Here is a 23620-nt window from a genome sequence, read left to right as displayed (position 1 = left end):
CCCTCCCCATCTAATTATCTTTTGTATGCCTGACGAGCAAGTAAAATCCAGCTTTTTCCTTTTTTGTGCCAAACGGTCAAAACGCCAAGATTTACAGGTTCAGGACCGCTACCTTTATTGAGAGTTTTTCCAATTAAAAAATGCCTAACAAGTGCAATTTTTCCAGTAATGTTTACGGTTTGATTCTCGATGTTTATTTCTGTGAAATTGGAATTGCCTGAACTTAATGCTTCGATAAATTCACTTTGGTTTTCTAATAAGCCACTAGAGTGCCCATAAGTCAATTCAGAATCTGTGATCTTTTCTAGACGGGAAGCATCACCTGCCACCATGGCATTGACCAATTCGGTGACGGCACTTTCTACTGCCGCTACTTGCTTTTCCTGAGCCATTAATGCTGAAGAAAAAAGGAAACAAAGGGTAAAGAGGTATTTGAACATTTTTAATCGGGTTTGTTTAATTAATAATTGTCAAGTCAAAAACATAGAAGCCTGCCAATGCATCTACTCGGGCATTCTGAGGTGCAGGAACCACAAACTCCAAACGTAATTTCTCCTGATTTTTAGTAAAGGAAATCTCTTTGTTTGATGCTGGCTGAATTCCCGAAAGAATAATTTTATCAAAGTTAGCTCCTGAAAAGGCCCAGTTACCATTGGTGTCGAAAAGCAAGTTACTGTTTTTTGACGTATAGGTATTGCCCGCATTATTGGCAATAAAGCGAATTTCAAAACCGCTAAAGTCGGATGTAACCGTAGCCCCATCTTTCGAAACGGAGCCTCCATTTTCTAAGGACCAGGTTTGGCTGCCACTTGCACCTGTCAGCAGCTCGGTTGCAATTTCTTCAGGTGTTTTTTTAGGATCTTCGGTCCCACTTTCCGTACAAGCTGCAAACACGAACAAAATAAAAATCAAATAATTGTTTACTAGCGTTCTCATAATCATATCCTTAAAAAGTAAAATTAATCATTTCCGAATTTTATCAAAGTATTCGCTTTAGTTTATAATCTTCAATTGAAACAATTTTTTCACAAAAATCGAATTCTCTTGTGTCATTTGAGGCGATAAGCAGGCACTTTTTGCTACTGTATTTTTCTACTAAATCTCTGTACCAGCTAATTCCTCGCTCATCGAGATTTGAGGTAGGCTCATCCAATAGTAAAAATGGCGCATCGGAGAAAAAACAAATGCCCAATTTTAGCCTTTGTTTCATGCCCGAAGAAAAATAATTTAATGGTTTATTTATTGAGTTTTCAAGGTACATCAGTTCGATTAGCCGAGGAATATCAATTCCATCTATAAGTTTTTTGAATTTAAAATGAAAACTCAAAAATTCCTTTAAAGAAAACTCTTCAGGAAAATCCAGATAGGGAGCACTAATGGTCAGGTGCTGGTAAATATTCTCTTCTAACACCTCTTTTTTATTCAGAGTAAAATGCAACTTTCCCTCAGTAAGTGGCATTTGAGAGGAGAGGCATTTGATTAATGTGGATTTTCCAGAACCATTACTTCCTATGATTGCCGATTTTGTACCTTCAGTGAAGTCAAGGTCTAGGTTTCTGAATATCCATTCACGCTGAAATTTCTTTCCTCCTCCTTCCAGCTTTACAGATAACATATTACTGAATATATCCTTTCATTACACCTCTTTCAGATGATCGAATGAAATTAACTATCTCATCACGTTCCTTTGTGGCAGGAAGATTAATTTCTATTTCTTCCAAGGCCCTGCTATTGTTCCAGTTATTTAAAAAAAGAAAACGATAAACTTCTTGAATCTCACTGATGGTTTTGCTTTCAAACCCTCTTCGCCTTAACCCCAATGAATTTACACCTGCATAGCTTAAAGGTTCCCTTGCTGCTTTAGTGAATGGGGGCACATCTTTCCTTACCAAAGATCCGCCTGAAATCATACTGTGCATCCCAATTTTCACAAATTGGTGTATGGCACTACTGCCTCCTACAAAAGCCCAGTCATCTATGGTTACATGTCCTGCAACCTGCACAGAGTTCGCAATAATTACGCGATTTTGAATCAAGCAATCATGTGCGATATGTACATAGGCCATCAACAGGCAGTCATGCCCTATTTTGGTGGTTTGTTTGTCAGCAGTTCCCCTGTTAATAGTTACAAATTCACGAATGGTCGTATTGTCTCCTATTTCCACAAGGGACGATTCACCACTGAATTTCAAGTCTTGAGGAATAGCAGAGATTACTGCACCAGGGAAAATTCTGCAATTTTTACCTATTCTGGCTCCAGGGTAGATGGTTACATTAGAGCCTACCCATGTGCCATCACCAATTTCAACATCAGGATGAACGGACGAGAAAGCTTCTATTGAAACATTTTCTCCCAAACGGGCCTTTTCACTTACTTCGGATAGTTTACTGATCATGCGTCTTTTCTTACAATGCTGGCAGTCATTATGGCTTCACAAACCAAGGCATTACCTACAAATGCCTCCCCTTTCATTTTTGCTATTCCTCTTCTGATTGGGTTCAGTAATTCACATTTAAAAATTAATGTGTCACCAGGTATAACCATTTTCCTAAACTTGCAATTTTCTATGCTAAGGAAATAGGTCCAATAGTTCTCAGGATCCTCAACAGTACTCAAAACGAGAATACCCCCTGTTTGCGCCATGGCTTCCACTTGAAGAACGCCTGGCATGACCGGATTATTTGGGAAGTGTCCCATAAAAAAAGGTTCATTGATGGTTACATTTTTCACGCCTGCTACCACTTTATCATCCAGGTATATGACCTTGTCTAATAATTGGAAAGGATACCTATGAGGTAAAATATTACTTATTTGATTTATATCTAAAACTGGAGGTGATTTTGGATCGTAGTATGGGATATGCATAGGGCCTGCCTTTTCCATAGCCCGCTTTATTTTTTTTGCAAAAGCGACATTGGCCGCATGCCCAGGTCTGGCTGCTAAAATTTGAGCTTTAAGTGGACGCCCTACCAAAGCCAGGTCACCGATCACATCTAGCAGTTTATGCCTCGCTGGTTCGTTTTTATACCTTAGATCTACATTGTTTAAAATGCCTTCTTTCTTTACTTCAACCTTTTGCTTGTTAAACATTTTGGCTAGATTAGCTAGTTCGGCCTCCTCGACAACCCTGTCCACAACCACTATGGCATTGTTAAGGTCTCCACCTTGTATCAGGTTGTTTTTGTATAGCATTTCTAACTCATGCAAGAAACAAAATGTTCTGCAGGAAGCGATTTCGCTTTTAAATTGGCCAATGTCCGTAATAGAAGCGTGCTGACTTCCCAAAACAGGTGAGTTATAATCTACCATCACCGTAACCCTAAAGTCGTCTAGCGGCAAAGCTGCCATCTCTACTTCTCTCGCGCTGTCTTTGTAATGAATGCTTTCTGGGACTTCAAAAAATCTCCTTAGCGCATTTTGTTCCTCAAGCCCTGCTTCTTCCAGGACGTTTATGAATTGTATGCTACTACCATCCAAAATTGGAGGCTCAGGGCCATTAAGCTGGATAAGTACATTGTCTATTTCCATCCCTACAAGCGCTGCAAGCACATGTTCGACTGTGAATACTCTTGCACCGCTTTGTTCTAAGGTGGTGCCTCGAGAAACGTCTACAACATTATCCACATCTGCATCAATAATAGGCTGACCCTCCAGATCCATTCTTTGGAATTTATATCCATGGTTAGGGCTCGCTGGTACAAAGGTCATGTTAGCTACAATTCCCGTGTGTAAACCTACACCGTTCACGGTAACTTGTTTTTTTATGGTATGCTGTTTTACTTTCATTAAAATAAATAACTATTTACTAGAGGTGGACCAATTCAGATTGCGAATTTATTGTTTTTTTTCCAGCTCTCTTAATTTGTCCTGAAGTAAAGGTAGTTTTTTGAATACAGAATAAGATTTTAAGAAAGCTTTTACATCAAAACCTATAAAACCAAATAAAGTTGTTCCTGGTTCAGTTACTGATTTCATTACACCAGTATTACCTCCAATAGTAGTGTTATCGGCCAGTTCAATGTGCCCAACAATAGAAGATTTCCCTGCTAAAACGCAGTTTTTACCTATTACTGTAGAGCCAGCTACACCTGCTTGAGCAGCAATAACTGTGTTTTCTCCTAAAGTGACATTGTGAGCAATCTGAACATGATTGTCTATTTTTACCCCATTTTTAATTAGCGTTGACCCCATAGTAGCACAATCTATGGTGGAATTAGAACCTATGCTAATATGATCTTCTAAGATGACATTTCCTAACTGAGGTACATTATTATAGGTACCGTCCGGCTGAGGGGTAAAACCAAAACCATCGCTACCAATAATCGTTCCGCCGTGGATTTCGCAGTAGCTACCTATTTTTGTTTGAGCGTAAATTTTTACACCCGGATGAAATACGCAATTGTTACCAATGGTGACATTGTCCCCAATAAATACCTGAGGATAAATTTTAACATTGTCTCCGATTGTGCAGTTTTTACCTATGTAGGAAAATGCTCCTCGGTAAAATCCCTCCCCAATGGTACTGTCCTTTCCAAAAAAACTGGGCTCTTCTATACCAAGTGGATTTGGTCTGGTGAGGGCTGCATAGCTTTCCAATAACTTGGAAAAAGCAGAGTAAGGGTCTGTCACTTTTACCAATGTTGCCGTATAGGATTTTTGTGGTACAAAGTCCTTTGAAACAATAATTGCTGAGCAATTGGTGCTGTATAGGTGTTTTTCGTATTTTAAATTAGCGAGGAAACCTATGCTTCCTGGTTTTCCTTCCTGGATTTTTTCCAGGTTATTGATCACCTGCGAACCATCACCTTCTACAGTTCCATCCAAAAGTTGAGCAATTTGATCGACGGTAAATTCCATTAGGTATTAATTAATTTTTAACGTAAAGTTATGTTTTTAGCATGACAAGCATAGTATTTTTTAACAATTTTACTCATGGCTTTTATATTTGGTAAATCTGCTGCCGTTGCTACATCCAAAACTTCCCCTTTTTTAGTCAGGATTAAAATTTTATTTTCTTTCAAATAGCCATAGTTGCTTATTTCACCTTCTGAGAAAAAATAATTTAATTCTTTGTCGGAAACCATTAGCTTTTTTTGAACTTTCGATTTCATATCAGCTACTTTGCTAGTAGTTAGTGGCAGGTTGCTAAGATGTATTTTATACAAATTTCTAGTCAAAAACATTTTTGAGATTTGGCTTAGTACTACGTCGTCAAGGTCTTTCCAAAGTTTGATGGCTCCCCAAATATCCAAATCATCTAGTTGCGCAAAATCATCCAGCCAATCTGGGTTTTCAATATTACCTGTTTTGGGTAGGTCATTATTCAAAAAACCTATGAACTCAATGGAGCCTGGCAGTGGATACCCTGCACGCCCAAGGTCCTTTGCTCTTAAGATCAGATTAATTAGCATTTTCTCGGCACAGACAGTCGTTTTATGCAGGTAAACTTGCCAGTACATAAGTCTTCTCGCGTTTAAGAAATTTTCTATGCTGTAAATTCCTTTCTCCTCGATGACAACTTCATCATTTACGATGGTCATCATTTTAATGATACGATCTGCCCCTATAGTGCCTTCTGATACCCCTGTAAAAAAACAATCTCTTTGTAAATAATCCAACCTATCAATGTCCAATTGGCTAGATACAAGTTGGTGAAAGAATTTTCTTTCGTAACTTCCAACAAATATTTTTCTCGCCAGTGAAAGCTGGCCATGAAATTGCTTATTTAATTCGTCAAAAAAGAGGAGTGAAAGTGTTTCATGATGTTGGCCCTCTAGTAATATTGATTCCAAAGCATGAGAAAATGGGCCATGGCCAATATCATGGAGCAAGATGGCGAGTAGTGCAGCTTCATATTCGGTCTCAGAAATCTCTATACCTTTATTCCGGAGCTGGTCTAAAGTGATGCTCATAAGGTGCATCGCTCCAATGGCATGATGGAATCGTGTATGCAGTGCGCCGGGGTAAACCATATCCGTCAAACCAAGCTGCTTGATTCTACGTAACCTTTGAAAGTAAGGGTGGTCAATGACGGCAAAAATCAGCTCACTAGGAATGTTGATAAACCCGTATACTGGGTCATTTATGATTTTATAACTTTTCAATGTCCTGTTCATAGAGGTATCTTGCCAAAAGTAATTAAACTAAAAAAGAATTAAACCAATTGATATGCAAAATTTCAAAATATTATGGGCAGATGATGAGATCGATCTCCTAAAACCACATATATTATTTTTACAACAAAAAGGCTATGACATTGTTACGGTGAATAGTGGATTAGATGCTGTTGAAAAGGTAGAGGAAGATAATTTCGATGTGATTTTTTTGGATGAGATGATGCCTGGTATGACAGGTCTAGAAACCCTTCAGCAAATCAAAACCATTAAACCACAAATACCTGTGGTGATGATCACCAAGAGTGAAGAAGAGCATATCATGGATGATGCTATCGGTGGAAAAATTGCTGATTACTTAATCAAGCCCATAAATCCGAATCAAATTTTGCTTTCAGTGAAGAAGATCCTTCAAAACAAACAACTGATAAGTGAAAAGACCAACTTATCCTATCAACAGGATTTTAGGAATATAAGTATGGCTTACAATGATGCTATTGACCATGAAGAGTGGGCAGATATCTATAAAAAGCTTACCTATTGGGAACTTGAAATAGATGAAACCGAAAATAAAAGTATGCAGGAAGTGCTTGAAACTCAAAAAGTAGAGGCAAATGCAAACTTTTCCCGATTTATAAAAGAAAATTACCTGGAATGGCTAAATGTGCCTAACGTTAGCAAGCCTGTTTTGTCCCATCAGGTGATGAAGAAACATGTGTTTCCAAAAATTGAAACGGATAAGCCTTTGTTTTTTATTGTAATTGACAATTTAAGACTGGATCAATGGGAGATGATAGAAACCCAACTGAGAGATTACTTTTTGGTTAAGGAGAATGGGACCTATTATAGCATACTGCCTACAACGACAGCCTTTTCAAGAAATGCCTTGTTCAGTGGTATGATGCCTCTTGAAATGGCTAAATCGCATCCTGATTTATGGGAAGGTGAAGATACAGATGAAGGGAAAAACAACAACGAAGCCGAATTTTTGAAGGTTAATTTAAAAAAGAACCGTCTTTCTATTCGTTCAAGCTACAATAAAATATTGCAAACCAACCAAGGGAAAGCAGTATTGGATCAGTTTCCCAACTTGATGAAAAATGAGTTGAATGTTTTGGTGTATAATTTCGTGGACATGATGTCACACGCCAGGACTGATATGAAAATGATCAGAGAATTGGCCCCAGATGAATCTGCCTATCGCTCTTTGACCATAAGTTGGTTCCTGCATAGCTCTTTGTTTGAGCTTTTTAAGAAAATTAGCGCCGCAGGTGCAGAGGTGATTGTAACAACTGATCATGGAACCAAACGTGTGAATAAACCTTATAAAATCATCGGAGATCGAAACGTTACCACCAACTTAAGGTATAAACAAGGAAAAAACCTTAATTTTGAATCGGGAAAGGTCTTTGAAATAGATAATCCGGATGAAGCGAGGCTTCCTCGTTTGAATATTTCATCCAGTTATGTATTTGCTGTAGAGGATTATTTCTTTGCCTATCCCAATAACTATAATTATTACGTAAACTATTATAGGGATACTTTCCAACATGGAGGGGTTTCTCTTGAAGAAATGATTATTCCTATTGTACATTTGCAGCCAAAATAATTTTAATTGAAACGAATATTTTGCGATCATATTAGTGAGATTTCAAATGCTGCTGAGGCAATCATTGATTTATGCAGGGATATGAAAATTTGGGTTTTCCAAGGAGATATGGGAGCGGGTAAAACCACTTTGATAAAAGCGATATGCGAAAAACTCAATATCATAGACCCTGTAAGCAGTCCTACATTCTCAATAGTTAATGAGTACACAAGTGATCAAGGGGATCCAGTGTATCATTTTGATTTCTATAGAATAGAGGATCCAATGGAAGCCTTGGACATGGGGATAGAAGAATATTTCTCCAGTGGCAATTATTGTTTTGTAGAATGGGCAGAAAAAATCCCTATGTTTTTGCCAGATAAATTCGCATTAATTACGATTGAGAGTGATCAAGTTGAAAAAAGAAATATTGCCATTAAAACCATCAATCAATGATAGGTAAAACAGGTTTTACCGAAATTGCCGAAGAGCCTTTGGTGTACACCCAGGAATCTATGGACCGTTTAAAGAGGAAAGGTCCTCCAATATTGATTGGCATACCTAAGGAAACGGCTGATCAAGAAAAGCGGGTCGTTCTTACGCCCGAGGCAGTGACTTTGTTAGTTAACAATGGACAGCGGGTAGTCGTTGAAACCAATGCTGGTAAATTATCAAAATTTTCTGATAAGGATTATTCAGATGCTGGAGCAAGGATTGTTTATACCAGTCAGGAGGCTTTTGATGCTGAGGTAGTTTTAAAGGTTGAGCCCCCCTCTGCTGAGGAAATTGGCTATATGCGCCAAGGTTCATGTTTGATTTCAGCTCTCCAGTTAGGCAAGCAAAAAGCCGAATTTATTCAGCAACTGAATGTGAAGAAAATTACCGCAGTAGCTTTTGAAAATCTGGAAGATAAAGTAGGAGGCATGCCTGTGGTGAGGGCCATGAGTGAAATAGCGGGTAGCACTGCCATGCTAGTGGCTGCGGAGTACCTCAACAGCGTGAATGACGGTAAAGGATTAATTCTAGGGGGGATAACTGGGGTTCCGCCTACTCAGGTTGTAATTATTGGTGCTGGAACAGTGGCTGAGTATGCGGCCAGAACAGCTTTAGGTCTTGGTGCTAACATTAAAATATTTGACAACCAAATATATAAATTAAGGCGAATTAAGCAGGTCCTCGGTCAGCAAGTGTTTACATCTACCATAGACAATTACGTCTTAGGTCAGGCCTTAAAGGAGTCAGATGTTGTCATAGGAGCGCTTAGAGCAGAGAAGGGTAGGTCAAAAATAGTTGTGTTTGAGGAAATGGTTTCTCAAATGATGGAAGGAAGCATTATCATTGATGTAAGTATAGATCAAGGCGGATGTATAGAAACAGCAGAAATGACCAGCCATAACGAGCCAGTGTTTAAAAAACATGGCGTTATCCATTACTGCGTACCAAACATCGCATCGAGAGTTTCAAGGACAGCCTCCTATTCCCTTAGTAATATCTTTACCCCCATTTTACTTCAGATGGCAGATATAGGAGGGCCAGAAGAAATGGTTTTCAATTATAAATGGTTCATGAAAGGGGTATATACCTACCGTGGCAGTCTTACTAGTGCACATTTGGGCCGAAAATTTCAAATGACCCACAAGGAGCTTCAATTGTTACTGGCCGCCAGATATTAAAAAAGGACTATCCTTAAAACAAAGTTAGGAAAGGAGGTTTTGCCTAAGGAGAAACTCCAATTGATCATTGGCTTTGAGCAAGCTGTCTGTTAATTGCTTATTCTCCTTTCTTAACGAAAAAACTTCATAGGCATTTTTTACTACCGTTCTGAGATAGTCTTCTTCCCAGGGTTTTGTAAGATAATGATACACTTTTCCTTTATTGATAGCATCAATAACCGCTTGAATATCAGTATAGCCCGTAAGTAAAATACGCATAGGATCTGGATGCATAGGAATAATTGACTCCAAAAAATCTACCCCGTTTTCCTTAGGCATTCTTTGATCAGTAATGATAATGTCAATGTCTTCCTGAAGCAGTATGTCTCTTCCCTCGTCAGCAGAATCTGCTAAAAATATTTTATATTCCCTTCTAAAAGTGGCCTTAAACGCTTTTAAGTTGTTGACCTCATCATCCACATAGAGGATTCTGATTTTATTATTTTCCATACCTTAAGTTTCGAAATACCACAATAAATTGCTAAGAACAAGAAATTCAATTTTTAATTTTAAGCAAATTATCGCTCTTCTTCAAATATAATTTACTAGTTTAAACTTAATATATTTATATTCAAAAGTTTATTCTATAAATTAATAAATTTAAACCTGAAAATCAAAAAATATTAAATTAATTCTACTCACTTGATTATTTGTAATTACAAAAATATAACTTTACTTACAGTATATCCTTTTTTCAGTTATTAATATTTATGGAAAACTCAATTAAGATTAATGAGTTTAATCAGGCCTATAAGCCTGTTTTGTTCTCACCTCGAAATAAGAAGGACAAAAAAGATCTCAAACAGCTTAAAGAAACAGGTAAGGTAATGTTTTTTGATTCTTTTGATTTACAACTTTCAGAACTCATAAAAACGCAAAACCCTAAGAGAAAGTTGTCTCATGAGGAAGCAGCAGAAAAAAAAAATGAATATTTCTCAAATTCTGGATTTTCCGAATCTGAAAATGGGGTCTGGGTTTTTTATCCATGGCGCAATACGGCAGTACGAATATTGGAGGAAAAAGATTTTGTAAAATTACGTACCATTCGGAATCGCTACAAAATCACAGATGAAGAGCAGGACTTGCTTCAGAATAAGATTATTGGCATAATAGGTCTATCTGTCGGGCAGAGTGTGGCAATAAGTCTGGCGATGGAAAGGTGTTTCGGAGAGTTGAGAATTGCTGATTTTGACACCTTGGATTTGAGCAATATGAATCGCATAAGAACTGGTGTGTACAATATTGGTATAAAGAAATCATGGATTGTTGCTAGAGAAATTGCTGAAATAGACCCATATTTAAAAGTTACATTATATAATGAGGGGATTATCGAGGATAATATCAATGATTTTTTTAACTTAAACGGAAAAATGGATCTATTGATTGAAGAATGTGATAGTTTACCAATTAAAATTCTGAGTAGAATAAAAGCAAAGGCTCTTAAAATACCTGTAATGATGGATACAAGTGACCGTGGTATGATTGATATCGAAAGGTTTGATCAGGAACCGGAGAGATTGATTTTTCATGGACTATTAACTGAATATGGCCCAGAGGGAGAAATTATTTCTAAGCTGCAAGAAAAGGCTAAGGATATAATGATGTCTCTATTACAATTTGATAACCTTTCGCCAAGGGTAAAATTTAGTTTTTCTGAATTGGGAAAAACCATAACATCGTGGCCTCAACTTGCATCCTCTGTGTTTTTAGGTGGAGCAGCTTGTTGTCATTATGCAAGACTGTTACTTTTGAATCACAAAGTAAAATCAGGAAGGTTTTATGTTGATCTGGACAAGATAATCGATTTTAATGAAAGTTAGAGTTAGGATAGTTAGAGCCATTGATGATGTCGATGCTACCGAAAAGTATATTTTCGGTCACCATAAGGTTTTAGAATCTTATGGAATTACGAAAGTGACATCCGCTGATAGGTCATGGGCTTTGAATCCCCATGTTTACCTGATTCTTTTTGAGTCCATGGAGGATCAAAGAATATTAGGTGGAGGTAGAATTCAATTAAGAACGGAATATTTCCCCTTGCCCTTTGAATTGGCAATTAAAGAAATTGATCCTAAAATTGGTGCTTATCTGGCAGAGTTTAAAGACCTGGAAGTAGCCGAGTATTGTGGCTTGTGGAATAGCCGAGAGGTTGCAGGATATGGGATTGGAAGTATTTATTTGGTTAGGGTTGGAATTGCCATTCTTCCACAGTTGAATTTGAAAAAGCTTTTTGGTCTAAGTTCTCCTGTAACATTGAGTATCTCTAAGAGCGTTGGCTATGAGATAATTACCGTTCTAGGAGATAATGGTTCGTTTTATTATCCAAAAGAAGGATTGATAGCAACAGCTTTAGAGATCAATGATATACCTGAACTGTCTCACGCTCAGGAAACGGAAAGGAATTATATATTTGAATTAAGGAATAAAATTAATTTTAATACTGTAGAGAGTGGTCCGAAAGGTGAAATGGAATTACAGTTTGAACTTCAAATCCCTAAGCCACAGAATGAAAAATAAGACTTATTTCAAATATGCATCTTTAACAATCCTTTCATTAGTGGTGGTGATATTGCCAATAATTTCCTTTTTGGGGATGTTAAAACAGGATGATGATTTACGATTTACCAATTATTCCTATTTTTTTGGAGAACAAGATGCCATTGGTGAGGATTTAGACCTAACTGCCTTCGATTCTATAGCTCTGGGAGGTGTGGACCTTGGGGCCGTTAAAAAGGATTTATTCGTAAAACTCGATCTAGATGATTTTGGCTGGTTAAATAAAGACAGTGTTTACTTTCTTGAAATCAGCAACCCATCATTTAGGGAGGTGGAATTATACCGGTTCAATAGAAATGGAGAACTGGTTTATAAAGAGTTGTCAGGTACTGTCTTGAAGAGCGAAAACTCCCTGCGCAACCCAAATCCATATTTTAATCTTCAGCTTGACAATGAATTTAGTTCTTCAGTTGTTCTAAGAGTTTATTCTAAAGTGCCTTTAAAATTTGAGGCCTTTATTTATCCCTACTCCTCTTTTTATTCAAATTATAGTCTGCGCCTCATTATCATAAGTTTCTACTTTGGAATAATGGTTGCGCTTTTTCTTTACAACCTGATCCTCTATTTCGCTGTTAAGGATAGGGTTTATTTATTTTATTGTTTCTATATTTTGTTTATTGGGCTGGCTCAGCTCTCTATTTCTGGACATTCTTACTTCCTGCTTCAAAAGGACGTATTCCTATATGAGTTGAGTATAATTGGGTTTACTACCCTGTCCAGTGTCTTTGTTATTCCATTTATTCAGTTGTTCCTGAGAACCAATGAATACATTCCTAAATATGAGAAATACCTTTACCTAATCCCCTTGTCCTATGTGATATCCCTGGTGCTGTGGCAAATGGGCTTTGTTGAAATAAGCTATTCCATGATGGATTTGAACGGGCTTATATTTGTTGTTTGTTTTTTCACTATAGGGATAGTAGCCGCGCGAGGAGGTAATAGGTCTGCTTATTTCTTTTTGCTGGCCTGGAGTTTCCTTTTGATCGGGCTGGTAGTGCTAATACTTCATAACCTGATGATAATTAATTTGGGTTCCTATGCGAATGCACCTTTACTTGCGGGAACTGCCATTGAAGCATTATTGCTTTCTTTTGCTTTGGCTGATAAAATTAATATTTTGAAGAAGGAGAAAGAAGATGAGCAGTTAGACAAGCTTGAAGCTGTCAAAGAGAATGAAAGACTAATCAAGGAACAAAACGTTTATTTGGAGGACATGGTCAAATCCAGAACAGAGGAATTAGAATTGACCTTGAAGAATCTCCAAAACACGCAGACTCAACTTGTTAATCAAGAAAAAATGGCATCTCTAGGTCAGTTGACAGCAGGAATAGCCCATGAAATCAATAACCCCATAAATTTTGTTAGTTCAAATATCTCTCCTTTAAAACGTGACCTCAAAGACATTCTCGAATTGATGGATGTGTATAGGGAGAAGGGCAAATTAGAGTTTTCTGAGGAAAGTAAAGAGCAGCTCGATGAGATGGAGGAAGAAATTGAGTTCGATTACTTATTAGAAGAAGTTGAGCAATTGCTTAATGGGATGGAAGATGGTGCTAAAAGGACAGTAGAGATAGTACGTGGTCTGAAATTATTCTCAAGAGTGGATGAACAAGATGTCAAAGAAGTTGATCTTCGTGAAGGATTAGATAGTACATTGATTCTCCTTAATAGTACTATGTCTGGTGTTATTAAGTTAACCAAGAATTATGAAGACGTTCCTATGGTAGAATGTTTGGCTGGAAAGATAAATCAGGTCTTCATGAATATAATTAGCAATGCTATTCATGCACTTCTTGATCATCCTATTGAAGGTAGAGAGCCTGAACTTACCATAAATGTTTTCTTTAAAGATGAGATGGTTGGAATTCAAATTAAAGACAATGGAGTTGGTATGCCAGATAAAGTGAAGGAGAAGATATTTGAACCATTTTTCACTACCAAGGCCGTTGGTCAAGGTACGGGTTTAGGGCTATCTATAGTTTATACAATCATTGAAAATCACAAAGGGTCCATTAAGGTGGATTCTGAGCAAGGTGTAGGAACTGTTTTTAATATCGCATTGCCAGTTAACCAAAAAGGATAACAGATGACGAAAAGGATTGAGGTGCTGTATATTGATGATGAAGACAATAATCTAAACTCATTCAAGGCAGCATTGAGGAAAGAATTTAGAGTGCAAACGGCAATAGATGCTGAGGATGGGTTGATTCTTGCCAAGAACCATGAGTTTCAAGTTGTCATAGCGGACCAAAGGATGCCAGGTATGACCGGGGTTGAGTTTTTTGAAAAACTGGTTGAAATTAATCCTGATCCGATTCGAATTCTTTTAACAGGATACTCCGATATTACTAGTGTTATTGACGCTATCAATAGAGGCGAGGTCTATCGATTTATAGATAAACCATGGAACATTGAGCAGATAAAAAATGCAATCCTAAATGCAGCAGAGATTTTCAATGCCAGAAAAGAGTTAAAAGAGAAGAACAATCGACTGCAAAAGCTTCATTCTGAGATGAATCAGTTTGTATACAGTTTGTCACATGAATTGCGTGGCCCACTGATGAGTATATCAGGCATATCCAAACTTGCAAAAATGGAAGTAAAGGATCCGGGTATAATTGAGTATTTTGAGATGATAGATTCTGCGACCTTGAAGCTAGATGATTTTATTTATAAAATGCTAGATTTTTACAGGTCAACAAAAATCGAAAATAAAATTGTCACGATAAAATTTGAAGATATCCTTAGGCAATTACTGAATGAATACAAATTAAAATGGAAACTAGATGGGATTGAAATATTTTTGTCCATTGACCAGAAAGACGTGTTTCATTCAGATGAATCAAAGATTAGGGTGATTCTTAATAACTTGTTCAGTAATGCCTTCAAATTTCAGAAGGACGAAGAAGGCAAATGGATAAAGATCAATATTGAAGTGAATCCTAAAGGGGCGATGATTGAAGTCTCTGACAATGGAATAGGCATTGAGGACAAGCATAAAAATGATGTCTTTAATCTATTTCACAGGGCTACTCAAAGAAACGTGGGATCTGGCCTTGGGCTATACATGGTGAAAGAATCAATAGAACAGCTTAAAGGTCATGTTATTCTTAATTCCGTTCCTAAAATAGGCACTAAAGTCCATGTACACCTTCCTGACTTGTTAGAATTATAACTTTACCTAAGTAGCTTCAATCTTATTCAAAGAAAAATGTTTGAATTTTAAACAAGTTAAAACTCGCAATTTTCTATTGTATGGTACGTTTAAATATCCTGATACCCTATTAATATTCTCCAAAGTTCTTTGTTGAGATATAAAATGGAGGTAATTTGCAACATTAATTTTTATTAAAAAATGTTTTTTTATGATTAACCCTTGGCATGATGTGAGTATTGGGCCAAACTCACCAGAATACGTAACTGGAGTAATAGAAATACCCAAAGGAAGTAAAGGAAAGTACGAACTTGATAAAGAATCAGGTATGTTACTTTTGGATCGTGTGCTTTTTTCAGCTGTGCACTATCCTGCCAATTACGGCTTTATACCTCAAACTTTCTGTGAGGATCGTGATCCCCTTGACATATTGATTATTTCCCAAATAGACATTCCTTCGATGACGCTTGTAAAGGCAAAAGTTATTGGAGTTATGCGAATGATTGATGGTGGTGAAGCCGATGATAAAATCATTGCTGTAGCTGCTGATGACCAGTCTGTAAATTATTATGAGGATATTTCTGAACTTCCTCCCCATTTAATGAAGGAAACTCATCGTTTTTTCGAGGATTATAAAAAACTCGAAAATAAGGAAGTGAAGGTGGAAGATTTCCTAGGAAAAGAAGATGCTATGCGCATTATTAATGAATCCGTAGAGCTCTACAATAAAACCTTTAAGACTATTAAATAGGGGTTTACTCTCTCTAATTATTGAAATATTAGTTTAGCCCGAGTTGCGAAATAATTTATTTATTTCACAACTCGGGCTACTGTATTTATATGGTAAGTGTTTGGAAGCGCTTCATCAGCGGCCCTTTTTGAGGAAATAGGATCGCATAAAATGCTTAAGCCTAGCCTAATTTGTTAATGTTGTCCTCCAATGCTTTTACCTTAGATATGGCATCTTCCATCTTTTGCTTTTCTTTGGCCACCACGGCTTCTGGAGCATGGTTGACAAACTTATCATTCTGCAGTTTTTTAGAAACAGCCTTCAAGAAGCCTAAAGTGTAATCTAGTTCTTTCTGCAAATTCTCTCGTTCTTGCTCAAGATCGATTTTCTCATTCAAAGGAATAAAGAACTCATCAGATTTGACTACAAAACTAACGGCATTGGCTACATTTTCCCCAAACTGTATTGCGCTTATATTGGCTAGTTTGGAGACAATTGCTTCATACTTTGTGTATAATTTTGGATCGTTTGTGTGTATGGTAAGTTCGAAAGCCTCTTTAGGAGAAATCCCTTTTGAAGCCCTTACATTACGGATTTGCGATACGATCTCAAATATCTTTGAAGCCTCTTCTATGATTTTAGTATCAAACGATCCTAATTGAGGCCAATCTGATAACATTAGTGCTTCATTGGTTTCTCTTTTCCCCAATTGTTGCCAAAGCTCTTCGGTGATGAAAGGCATAAAAGGATGTAATACCTTCATCAGGTTTTCGAAAAGGACTATGGTTTTATCCTTAGTTTTCTTGTCTATTGGAGCTTGATATTCCGGCTTGACCATTTCCAGGTACCAAGAGCAGAAGTCATCCCAGATAAGCTTGTAAACGGACATTAAAGCGTCTGAAATCCTGAACTTATCAAAGTGGTCAGCGATTTCGGCGAGGGATTGGTTAAAACGGTTTTCAAACCAGTCAATTGCTGTTTGATTGGTGCTTTCATCCTTTTCAATAACTTCCCAGCCTTCTATCAATCGATAGGCATTCCAAATTTTATTGGAGAAGTTACGGCCCTGCTCCACTAGTTTTTCATCATAAGGGAGGTCATTACCAGCAGGACTACTAAATAGCATGCCTGTCCTCACACCATCAGCACCATATTGCTCAATTAAAGCGAGCGGGTCTGGAGAATTGCCAAGTGACTTGGACATTTTTCTACCCAATTTGTCCCTAACGATTCCCGTTAGGTATACATTCTGAAATGGTTTTTCACCCGTATATTCGTATCCTGCAATTATCATTCTGGCTACCCAGAAAAACAATATCTCTGGGGCAGTTACCAAGTCATTTGTTGGGTAATAATAAGCAAGGTCTTCATTCTTTTTACCTGTTTTAAAGAATTCCGGATCAAAAACTGAGATAGGCCATAACCAAGAAGAAAACCAAGTGTCCAGAACATCTTCGTCTTGCCTTAAGTCAGCTGCAGTGAAATTGCCCCCATTATCATTGGCCAAAATTACCGCTTCTTCTATTGAAGCCGCAACTACATATTCGCCATTAGGAAGATAAAAAGCAGGTATACGGTGACCCCACCAGAGCTGACGAGAAATGCACCAGTCCCTTACATTTTCCATCCAGCTTTTGTACATGTTTTTGAATTTCGGCGGGAAGAGCTTCACGCTGTCATCCATAACTGCTTTAAGAGCAGGTTGGGTTATTTGCTCCATTGCCATAAACCACTGCATCGATAGTTTTGGCTCTATTACAGCATCAGTTCGTTCGGAGTGGCCTACATTGGAATTATAAGCTTCTTCTTTCTCTAGTTGTGCTGCTTCTTTTAATAATTTTGCTATCTTTTTCCTTGCTATAAATCGATCTTCTCCGACAAGTAATTGGGCTTTTTCATTCAATGTTCCGTCATCGCTAAGAATATCAATTACTTCCAATTGATGCCTGATGCCAATTTCGTAATCATTAATGTCATGCGCTGGAGTAATTTTTAAACAACCAGTACCAAATTCCATGTCTACATAATCATCCTCAATGATGGGGATGGCTTTATTGATCAATGGAATCAATGCTTTTTTTCCTTTCAAATGCGAAAAACGTGTATCCTCTGGATGAATACAAATTGCCACATCGGCCATTATGGTTTCAGGCCTGGTGGTAGCGATCGTTAGGTATTCATTTTCGCCTTCTATTTGGTATTTTATATAATAGAGCTTAGAAGGAATCTCCTTAAATATAACTTCGTCGTCAGATAGAGCAGTTCGGCCTTTTGGGTCCCAGTTCACCATCCGGATGCCCCTGTAAATTTTACCTTTTTTGTGTAAGTCTACAAATACATTGGTCACTGCTTCACTAAGGTCCTTGTCCATGGTGAAACGTGTTCTTTCCCAATCACAAGAAGCGCCTAGCTTTTTAAGCTGCTCAAGTATTATACCGCCATATTTATCTTTCCATTCCCAGGCATGGGTTAGAAAAGATTCTCTGGAAAGCGATTTTTTTTCAATCCCTTGTTCCTTTAGCATGGCCACTACTTTTGCTTCAGTAGCAATAGATGCATGATCTGTACCAGGTACCCAGCAAGCATTTTTACCTTCCATTCTCGCTTTCCGGATCAGGATGTCCTGAATGGTATTGTTGAGCATATGGCCCATATGCAGTACGCCAGTCACATTGGGAGGGGGGATTACTATTGAATAAGGTTCTTTATTGGCGTCAGGTTCGGAATGAAACATTCCGTGCTCCATCCAATATTGGTACCATTTAGATTCAATGCTTGAGGGGGTATATTTGGTAGGTAATGCCATGGTCTAATCAATTTGAGGTGCAAAAATAATACAATTATACTCTTTGGAGCACCTTTATGAGAAGGATTACCAAAAGTTGTATATTTTGCTAAGGAAAAGTGAATGAATTTTTAGTTGCCTATGTTAACTTTCACCATCACAGGGAAATGATCTGAAGGGTATTTTTTACCGTAATTGTCGGAAAGAGTACCTTGGTGCGTGACGCTTACACCATCGTTGACAAAAATATAATCAATTCTTTTTTCTGGGAGCATGTCCCATTTGAAACCGGTGAAAGTACCTAATGGGCCGTAGGGAGGATTCTTGGATTCCATCTTACTGTCCTTCATCCTATCGTCCTTTACAATTTCCTTGTACGCAGGATTGTCGTCTTCTATATTAAAATCTCCTGTTAAAATGCTAGGGAGATTTTGTGTGTTAATGGCTTGAATTTTCTGGATTATTAATTTGCTGCTTTCTTCTCTAGCTTTTTGACCCCTATGGTCGTAGTGTACATTGAATACATAAAATTCTTGACCTTCTTGCGTTTTGAATTTACCCCAGGTGCAAATTCTATTTAAGGAGGCATCCCAACCTTTTGAGGGTTTATCTGGTGTAGGAGAGAGCCAAAAGGTGTCTTGATCAAGAAGTGTAAATTTCTCAGGATTGTAAAAAACAGCACTAAATTCTCCTTCTTTCTCTCCAGTATCTCTTCCCACGCCTATGTATGGGAAGTCTAGCCCTTCCTTAATCATTTCAAGTTGGTTAAATAGCCCTTCCTGAATGCCTATGATATCCATTTCGTGAAAACGGATGAGATTTATTAAATGTGGTGCTCGATCTTCCCATAGATTTCCCTCGTCATTTGGATTGGCATAGCGAATATTATAAGTAGCGATATTGTATTTTCCTTGAGCCAATGATGTTTGAGCCTGAATAAAAGTAAACAGTATTAGGATTATAGAAAGCGTGAAACCAGAAAGTTTGAAATACCGCAATTTTAATCGGAAAGAGGTGAAAATATTCATTTTTATAGGTAGTTATTTTATTTCTGATTGAAATGGTAATAGAACCATTCTTCCTTGCAATTTTTCGATTTTTTCAAGTGTGTTGAAAATCTCATAAGAATAACCCAATTTGATTCGTTGGTAGGTGCTTTGTACATCACTTCCCAAATCCTCCATTATCTGTTCAAAAACACTTTTTTGCTTTGGATAGACAACAAGTCTGTAATCATCTGCTATTCCCGCTTTTTTAGCTGCAATTTCTATGGCATCGTCAAAATCACCAAGCACATCTACCAATCCATTTTCTTTGGCTTTTTTTCCTGACCAAACCCTACCTCCAGCGATGGCTAAGACTTGCTCCCGGCTCATGTTTCTTCCTTCTGAAACCCTACTGATAAAGGTATCGTAACCTTCTTCTACCTTTTTCTGCATGATGGCTTTTTCCGCTTCCGAAATGGTTTTGGTAGGGTCTAGCAAATTAGAGTAGGTTCCAGTGCTGACTTCATCTGTAGTGATGCCCAGTTTGTTGTTTAATAACCCTTTGGCATTGAACCAAAGTCCGAAAATACCGATAGAACCAGTAATGGTGTTTGGATAGGCAACGATGGTGTCAGCTGGTGCGGCAATGTAATACCCACCCGATGCAGCATAATTGGACATGGAAGCGATTAAAGGCTTTTCTTTTTGGGCCTCGGAAAGTTCTCTCCAAATTACTTCAGAGGCAACCACCGATCCACCAGGGGAATTTATTCGTATTACAATTGCTTTTACATCTTCATTTTTCCTTGCTTTCCTGATTTCCTTTAGAAACCGTTCAGAACTAATTTGGTCTATGGCTTCTCCACCTACGATTTCCCCATCCGCAATGATCAAGGCAATGGTATTTTCAGAAAGCCTGTTCTTGGATTTGGCGGATTGATTGATGGCAGTAATACCAATGGTATTGATGTCTTCATCTTCTTCTGAAATCTCTAGTTTATCCTTTAAGCGTGTGATTACCTGGTCATCGTACCAAAGGCCATCAATTAATTTGTAATCCAAAGCATCCTGTCCGTTTCTAACCAACATGCCATCATTGATTTCTCTAACCTTTTCAGTTTCTAGATTACGGCTATTGGCTACTTGCTCCACCATCACCGTATTCATGTCATTTAGATAGGTCCTGGTTTGAAGACGATTTTCTTCACTCATTTTTTCTAAAATAAATGGCTCAATGGCACTTTTAAATTCGCCTACTCTAAAAATAACAGGTTCAATTTCCAATTTTTCAAACATGCCTTTGAAGAATACAGGAGCACTGGAAAATCCATTGAATTCTATATCCCCAATTGGGTTGAGGTAGATTTCATCTGCTACAGAACTAAGAAAATAGCCGGGTTCGGAATAATATTCAGAATAAGAAACAATAAACTTCCCCTTCTCTTTAAATGAATTGAGCTCATTTCTGATTTCTAAAATATGTGCCTGCCCAGCGGATAGCATACCACTCTCGAGATAAATGCCTTTGATATCATCATTTTCAGCGGCAGTCCGGATGGCTTTAATTATTTGATTAAGGCCTATAGTGGTTGTGTTGCCAATATACGGTAGAGGAGGCAGCCCTAAGTCATCGTCTGGGGCGCTTTCTACAATTGGGATGCCATTGAGTTTAATATGTAGAACAGAATTTTCTTCAATTTCCGTTTGGTCTCCGCTGGAGCTGATAGCGATTATTCCGGCCAGCATAAAAAAGCCAATTACCCAGAAAATCAGCAATCCAACAATGACAGCCAATACATTGCTTAAAAATTTCATATCTTTATCCTCTTTTTATAATCTTCAAAATTAACCTATTTTTAACAAAACTGTTGATTTTGATTTAATTAATTCAGTATGCATCAGGTGGTATTGGGCTTAGGGGGGAATATGGGAGATAGACTTTCTTTATTAAAAAATGCAAGAAAACTGCTAACTCAACAAATGAGCCTCGAAAAGGAATCGTTAATATATCAAACAGCAGCTTGGGGTGGGGAATCAAAGACGCCTTATCTCAATCAAGTGCTTGTCTTGACTACCAATTTAGATGCTATAGATTGTCTGGATTTTATTCTTAATATAGAAAATCAATTGGGAAGGGAGCGGGTTATAAAATGGGGGGATAGAACGATGGACATCGATATTCTATATTATGATTATGAAATAATCAATACTGAAAGATTAAAAGTGCCTCACCCTTATATGGTAGATAGAAACTTCGTTCTTGTGCCTTTGGCGGAGGTTTTGCCTGACTTTGTACATCCACAGATGGGAAAGTCGTCTATGGTTTTGAGGGAAGAATGTGAGGATAGCCTGAAGGTGAAGCCATGGTGTGATATAAGCTAAAAGGGTCAGGAACTGAGGGGCTGTTTTTCGATTTTGATTTTCAACGGTTTTATGAAGATGATGGTCGTACCATACGCGTGGAGGAGGACAGCGATGGAATATTTGAAGAATATGAGCGCTTTGAGTACGATGAACTGGGTAGGGAAGTCACTTATCGGCGTGGTGATGATGAAATGTATGAGTTGCACGAATATTTTTACATAGATGATAATGACCGATTAATTAGAGAAGAGCATTTCCGGGAAGCAGGAATGGAGAACCCTTTTTATCGGTACAGATATTTATACAATGAAAGAGATTTATTGATAGCCAGATCCTTAAAGATAATAAGCCCAGAATATTGACCCGCGTTTGAATACAAATATTATTTGAACGATAGATTAATTGAAGAAATTACAAATGATTTGTATTTTGGGACGCAAGCTGTCGAGCGTAAAACTTTTGTCTACTACTGAAGTTTACCAAAGTATTGAAAATAAAAATTGAGTCTATCTTTAATGTTGAAGATAGACTCAATTTGTTTTGCTAGCAGAATTAGTTTTCCCGCATTAATCAAGTGATTTGGTCTCTACTTCATTGTTAATTTTTTTGACTAAACCTTGCAATACTTTCCCAGGGCCACATTCTATAAAAAGCTTGGCGCCATCCTTGGTCATGTTTTGCACAGACTGTGTCCATTTTACAGGAGCTGTAAGCTGTTCGATTAAATTTTCTTTGATCGCATTTACGTCACTGACGGCAGTGGTACTTACATTTTGATATACAGGACAAATCGGATCAGCAAAGGTGGTGGAATTAATGGCAGCTTCTAGTTTTAGTTTGGCAGGCTCCATCAATGGAGAATGGAAGGCGCCACCTACAGGCAATGGTAAGGCACGCTTGGCTCCAGCCTCTTTTAGTTTTTCGCAGGCGATCTGAATGCCCTCTAAACTACCTGATATCACCAACTGTCCTGGACAGTTATAATTGGCAGGCACCACTATGTGGCCTTCTATCGAAGCACAAATTTCTTCTACTTTCTCATCGGACAATCCGAGAATAGCAGCCATTGTAGATGGATTAATTTCACAGGCTTCCTGCATGGCCAAAGCCCTTTGGTGAACCAGTTTTAAAGCATCCTCAAACTGTAAGGATTTGTTGGCGACCAAGGCAGAAAATTCTCCCAATGAATGACCCGCTACCATATCCGGATGAAAATCAGGCGCCGTTAAAGCGGCTATGGCAGAATGAAGGAAAACCGCAGGTTGGGTTACATTTGTTTGCTTCAGCGCTTCTGCTGTGCCATCGAACATGATGTCGGTAATGCGAAAGCCAAGAATTTCATTGGCCTGATCAAAAAGCTTTTTGGCTTCTGAACTGCTCTCATAAAGTGATTTTCCCATTCCTGGAAATTGGGCTCCTTGGCCCGGAAACATATAGGCTACCATTGTAATTGGTTCAAGTTTTAAATAAAGCCTCAAAGATAAGTAAAAAATTGGGTAGGCTCAATTTTTAACTGGGGAGCCAATTCTAAGAAAGAAACCAATGGTGTATTTTATTCCGAAAACAATAACAAGCTACGTCATACTAAGTTAGTAGCGGAAAAAATGTTGTAAAAATATCGGAATTTTATT

22 protein-coding genes are annotated in these 23620 nt (G+C 37.8%); 10 read left to right on the top strand and 12 right to left on the bottom strand.

Going from position 1 to position 23620, the window contains the following annotated elements; genetic code table 11:
• Positions 1-14: 14 nt before the first annotated feature.
• The 7 genes from AAC073_RS05795 to AAC073_RS05765 are packed head-to-tail and all read right to left on the bottom strand — an operon-like array spanning position 15 to position 6117.
• Complete coding sequence (locus AAC073_RS05795) at positions 15-440, bottom strand: nuclear transport factor 2 family protein (protein WP_339922903.1); 426 nt, start codon at positions 438-440, stop codon at positions 15-17.
• Between the two features lie 16 nt (positions 441-456).
• Positions 457-936 (bottom strand): hypothetical protein, encoded by a 480-nt coding sequence (locus AAC073_RS05790; RefSeq protein ID WP_339922902.1) that lies wholly within the window; start codon positions 934-936, stop codon positions 457-459.
• 43 nt (positions 937-979) lie between these two features.
• Positions 980-1615, bottom strand: coding sequence for an ATP-binding cassette domain-containing protein (locus AAC073_RS05785; protein ID WP_339922901.1), 636 nt, complete (start codon positions 1613-1615; stop codon positions 980-982).
• Position 1616: 1 nt separating this feature from the next.
• On the bottom strand, positions 1617-2396 hold the full coding sequence (gene lpxA, locus AAC073_RS05780; protein WP_339922900.1) for an acyl-ACP--UDP-N-acetylglucosamine O-acyltransferase: 780 nt from the start codon (positions 2394-2396) through the stop codon (positions 1617-1619).
• Positions 2393-3787 (bottom strand): bifunctional UDP-3-O-[3-hydroxymyristoyl] N-acetylglucosamine deacetylase/3-hydroxyacyl-ACP dehydratase, encoded by a 1395-nt coding sequence (locus AAC073_RS05775; protein WP_339922899.1) that lies wholly within the window; start codon positions 3785-3787, stop codon positions 2393-2395. Before AAC073_RS05775 ends, lpxA begins: the two co-directional genes overlap by 4 nt.
• Positions 3788-3835: 48 nt before the next feature.
• The gene (lpxD, locus tag AAC073_RS05770; protein WP_339922898.1) at positions 3836-4858 is read right to left on the bottom strand and encodes a UDP-3-O-(3-hydroxymyristoyl)glucosamine N-acyltransferase; all 1023 of its coding nucleotides are present in this window, start codon (positions 4856-4858) and stop codon (positions 3836-3838) included.
• Between the two features lie 17 nt (positions 4859-4875).
• Complete coding sequence (locus AAC073_RS05765) at positions 4876-6117, bottom strand: HD domain-containing protein (RefSeq protein ID WP_339922897.1); 1242 nt, start codon at positions 6115-6117, stop codon at positions 4876-4878.
• 52 nt (positions 6118-6169) lie between these two features.
• On the opposite strand from AAC073_RS05765, the gene AAC073_RS05760 reads away from it, so the two are divergent.
• From AAC073_RS05760 to AAC073_RS05750, 3 genes are read left to right on the top strand one after another with little or no spacing between them, the layout of a single operon-like run.
• Positions 6170-7723 (top strand): PglZ domain-containing protein, encoded by a 1554-nt coding sequence (locus AAC073_RS05760; protein WP_339922896.1) that lies wholly within the window; start codon positions 6170-6172, stop codon positions 7721-7723.
• Positions 7724-7729: 6 nt separating this feature from the next.
• Positions 7730-8158 (top strand): tRNA (adenosine(37)-N6)-threonylcarbamoyltransferase complex ATPase subunit type 1 TsaE, encoded by a 429-nt coding sequence (gene tsaE / locus AAC073_RS05755; protein ID WP_339922895.1) that lies wholly within the window; start codon positions 7730-7732, stop codon positions 8156-8158.
• Positions 8155-9375 (top strand): alanine dehydrogenase, encoded by a 1221-nt coding sequence (locus AAC073_RS05750; protein ID WP_339922894.1) that lies wholly within the window; start codon positions 8155-8157, stop codon positions 9373-9375. Before tsaE ends, AAC073_RS05750 begins: the two co-directional genes overlap by 4 nt.
• Before the next feature lie 24 nt (positions 9376-9399).
• On the opposite strand, the gene AAC073_RS05745 is transcribed toward AAC073_RS05750, so the two are convergent.
• On the bottom strand, positions 9400-9864 hold the full coding sequence (locus AAC073_RS05745; protein ID WP_339922893.1) for a response regulator: 465 nt from the start codon (positions 9862-9864) through the stop codon (positions 9400-9402).
• Between the two features lie 260 nt (positions 9865-10124).
• On the opposite strand from AAC073_RS05745, the gene AAC073_RS05740 reads away from it, so the two are divergent.
• The 5 genes from AAC073_RS05740 (at position 10125) to AAC073_RS05720 (ending at position 15875) form a co-directional block, all read left to right on the top strand.
• Positions 10125-11234, top strand: coding sequence for a ThiF family adenylyltransferase (locus AAC073_RS05740; protein WP_339922892.1), 1110 nt, complete (start codon positions 10125-10127; stop codon positions 11232-11234).
• Complete coding sequence (locus AAC073_RS05735) at positions 11224-11931, top strand: hypothetical protein (RefSeq protein ID WP_339922891.1); 708 nt, start codon at positions 11224-11226, stop codon at positions 11929-11931. The genes AAC073_RS05740 and AAC073_RS05735 overlap by 11 nt, the downstream gene beginning before the upstream one ends.
• The gene (locus AAC073_RS05730; RefSeq protein WP_339922890.1) at positions 11921-14053 is read left to right on the top strand and encodes a 7TM diverse intracellular signaling domain-containing protein; all 2133 of its coding nucleotides are present in this window, start codon (positions 11921-11923) and stop codon (positions 14051-14053) included. The genes AAC073_RS05735 and AAC073_RS05730 overlap by 11 nt, the downstream gene beginning before the upstream one ends.
• A gap of 3 nt (positions 14054-14056) precedes the next feature.
• A complete protein-coding gene (locus AAC073_RS05725; RefSeq protein WP_339922889.1) occupies positions 14057-15145 on the top strand; it encodes a hybrid sensor histidine kinase/response regulator in 1089 nt (362 codons plus the stop codon).
• Positions 15146-15335: 190 nt separating this feature from the next.
• Positions 15336-15875, top strand: a complete 540-nt coding sequence (locus AAC073_RS05720) for an inorganic diphosphatase (RefSeq protein WP_339922888.1) — start codon at positions 15336-15338, stop codon at positions 15873-15875.
• A gap of 160 nt (positions 15876-16035) precedes the next feature.
• Here the strand turns inward: AAC073_RS05720 and AAC073_RS05715 are convergent, their stop codons facing one another.
• From AAC073_RS05715 to sppA, 3 genes are all read right to left on the bottom strand, one after another.
• Positions 16036-18660: a valine--tRNA ligase gene (locus AAC073_RS05715; RefSeq protein WP_339922887.1), complete on the bottom strand. Its 2625-nt coding sequence runs from the start codon at positions 18658-18660 to the stop codon at positions 16036-16038.
• Between the two features lie 110 nt (positions 18661-18770).
• Positions 18771-19667, bottom strand: a complete 897-nt coding sequence (locus tag AAC073_RS05710) for an endonuclease/exonuclease/phosphatase family protein (protein WP_339922886.1) — start codon at positions 19665-19667, stop codon at positions 18771-18773.
• A gap of 12 nt (positions 19668-19679) precedes the next feature.
• Positions 19680-21440 carry a signal peptide peptidase SppA gene (sppA, locus tag AAC073_RS05705; protein WP_339922885.1) on the bottom strand — a complete coding sequence of 587 codons (1761 nt, stop codon included), beginning with the start codon at positions 21438-21440 and terminating at the stop codon, positions 19680-19682.
• Positions 21441-21518: 78 nt separating this feature from the next.
• Between sppA and folK the strand changes: the two genes are divergently transcribed.
• Positions 21519-22007 carry a 2-amino-4-hydroxy-6-hydroxymethyldihydropteridine diphosphokinase gene (gene folK / locus AAC073_RS05700; protein ID WP_339922884.1) on the top strand — a complete coding sequence of 163 codons (489 nt, stop codon included), beginning with the start codon at positions 21519-21521 and terminating at the stop codon, positions 22005-22007.
• Between the two features lie 77 nt (positions 22008-22084).
• A complete protein-coding gene (locus AAC073_RS05695) occupies positions 22085-22351 on the top strand; it encodes a hypothetical protein (protein WP_339922883.1) in 267 nt (88 codons plus the stop codon).
• 204 nt (positions 22352-22555) lie between these two features.
• Here the strand turns inward: AAC073_RS05695 and fabD are convergent, their stop codons facing one another.
• Entirely contained in the window at positions 22556-23434 is an 879-nt protein-coding gene (gene fabD, locus AAC073_RS05690) for an ACP S-malonyltransferase (protein WP_339922882.1), read from the bottom strand.
• Between the last annotated feature and the right edge of the window lie 186 nt (positions 23435-23620).

The organism is uncultured Cyclobacterium sp. (assembly GCF_963977555.1).
Taxonomy (GTDB): Bacteria; Bacteroidota; Bacteroidia; order Cytophagales; family Cyclobacteriaceae; genus Cyclobacterium.
Note: the sequence above shows the minus strand (reverse complement) of the source record. Positions and strands in the feature narration are given on the sequence as shown.

Coding starts and splice junctions, on each gene's coding strand:
- AAC073_RS05795 (WP_339922903.1), bottom strand. CDS start 440: ATGTTCAAATACCTCTTTACCCTTTGTTTCCTTTTTTCTTCAGCATTA.
- AAC073_RS05790 (WP_339922902.1), bottom strand. CDS start 936: ATGAGAACGCTAGTAAACAATTATTTGATTTTTATTTTGTTCGTGTTT.
- AAC073_RS05785 (WP_339922901.1), bottom strand. CDS start 1,615: ATGTTATCTGTAAAGCTGGAAGGAGGAGGAAAGAAATTTCAGCGTGAA.
- lpxA (WP_339922900.1), bottom strand. CDS start 2,396: ATGATCAGTAAACTATCCGAAGTAAGTGAAAAGGCCCGTTTGGGAGAA.
- AAC073_RS05775 (WP_339922899.1), bottom strand. CDS start 3,787: ATGAAAGTAAAACAGCATACCATAAAAAAACAAGTTACCGTGAACGGT.
- lpxD (WP_339922898.1), bottom strand. CDS start 4,858: ATGGAATTTACCGTCGATCAAATTGCTCAACTTTTGGATGGAACTGTA.
- AAC073_RS05765 (WP_339922897.1), bottom strand. CDS start 6,117: ATGAACAGGACATTGAAAAGTTATAAAATCATAAATGACCCAGTATAC.
- AAC073_RS05760 (WP_339922896.1), top strand. CDS start 6,170: ATGCAAAATTTCAAAATATTATGGGCAGATGATGAGATCGATCTCCTA.
- AAC073_RS05750 (WP_339922894.1), top strand. CDS start 8,155: ATGATAGGTAAAACAGGTTTTACCGAAATTGCCGAAGAGCCTTTGGTG.
- AAC073_RS05745 (WP_339922893.1), bottom strand. CDS start 9,864: ATGGAAAATAATAAAATCAGAATCCTCTATGTGGATGATGAGGTCAAC.
- AAC073_RS05740 (WP_339922892.1), top strand. CDS start 10,125: ATGGAAAACTCAATTAAGATTAATGAGTTTAATCAGGCCTATAAGCCT.
- AAC073_RS05735 (WP_339922891.1), top strand. CDS start 11,224: ATGAAAGTTAGAGTTAGGATAGTTAGAGCCATTGATGATGTCGATGCT.
- AAC073_RS05730 (WP_339922890.1), top strand. CDS start 11,921: ATGAAAAATAAGACTTATTTCAAATATGCATCTTTAACAATCCTTTCA.
- AAC073_RS05725 (WP_339922889.1), top strand. CDS start 14,057: ATGACGAAAAGGATTGAGGTGCTGTATATTGATGATGAAGACAATAAT.
- AAC073_RS05720 (WP_339922888.1), top strand. CDS start 15,336: ATGATTAACCCTTGGCATGATGTGAGTATTGGGCCAAACTCACCAGAA.
- AAC073_RS05715 (WP_339922887.1), bottom strand. CDS start 18,660: ATGGCATTACCTACCAAATATACCCCCTCAAGCATTGAATCTAAATGG.
- AAC073_RS05710 (WP_339922886.1), bottom strand. CDS start 19,667: ATGAATATTTTCACCTCTTTCCGATTAAAATTGCGGTATTTCAAACTT.
- sppA (WP_339922885.1), bottom strand. CDS start 21,440: ATGAAATTTTTAAGCAATGTATTGGCTGTCATTGTTGGATTGCTGATT.
- folK (WP_339922884.1), top strand. CDS start 21,519: ATGCATCAGGTGGTATTGGGCTTAGGGGGGAATATGGGAGATAGACTT.
- fabD (WP_339922882.1), bottom strand. CDS start 23,434: ATGGTAGCCTATATGTTTCCGGGCCAAGGAGCCCAATTTCCAGGAATG.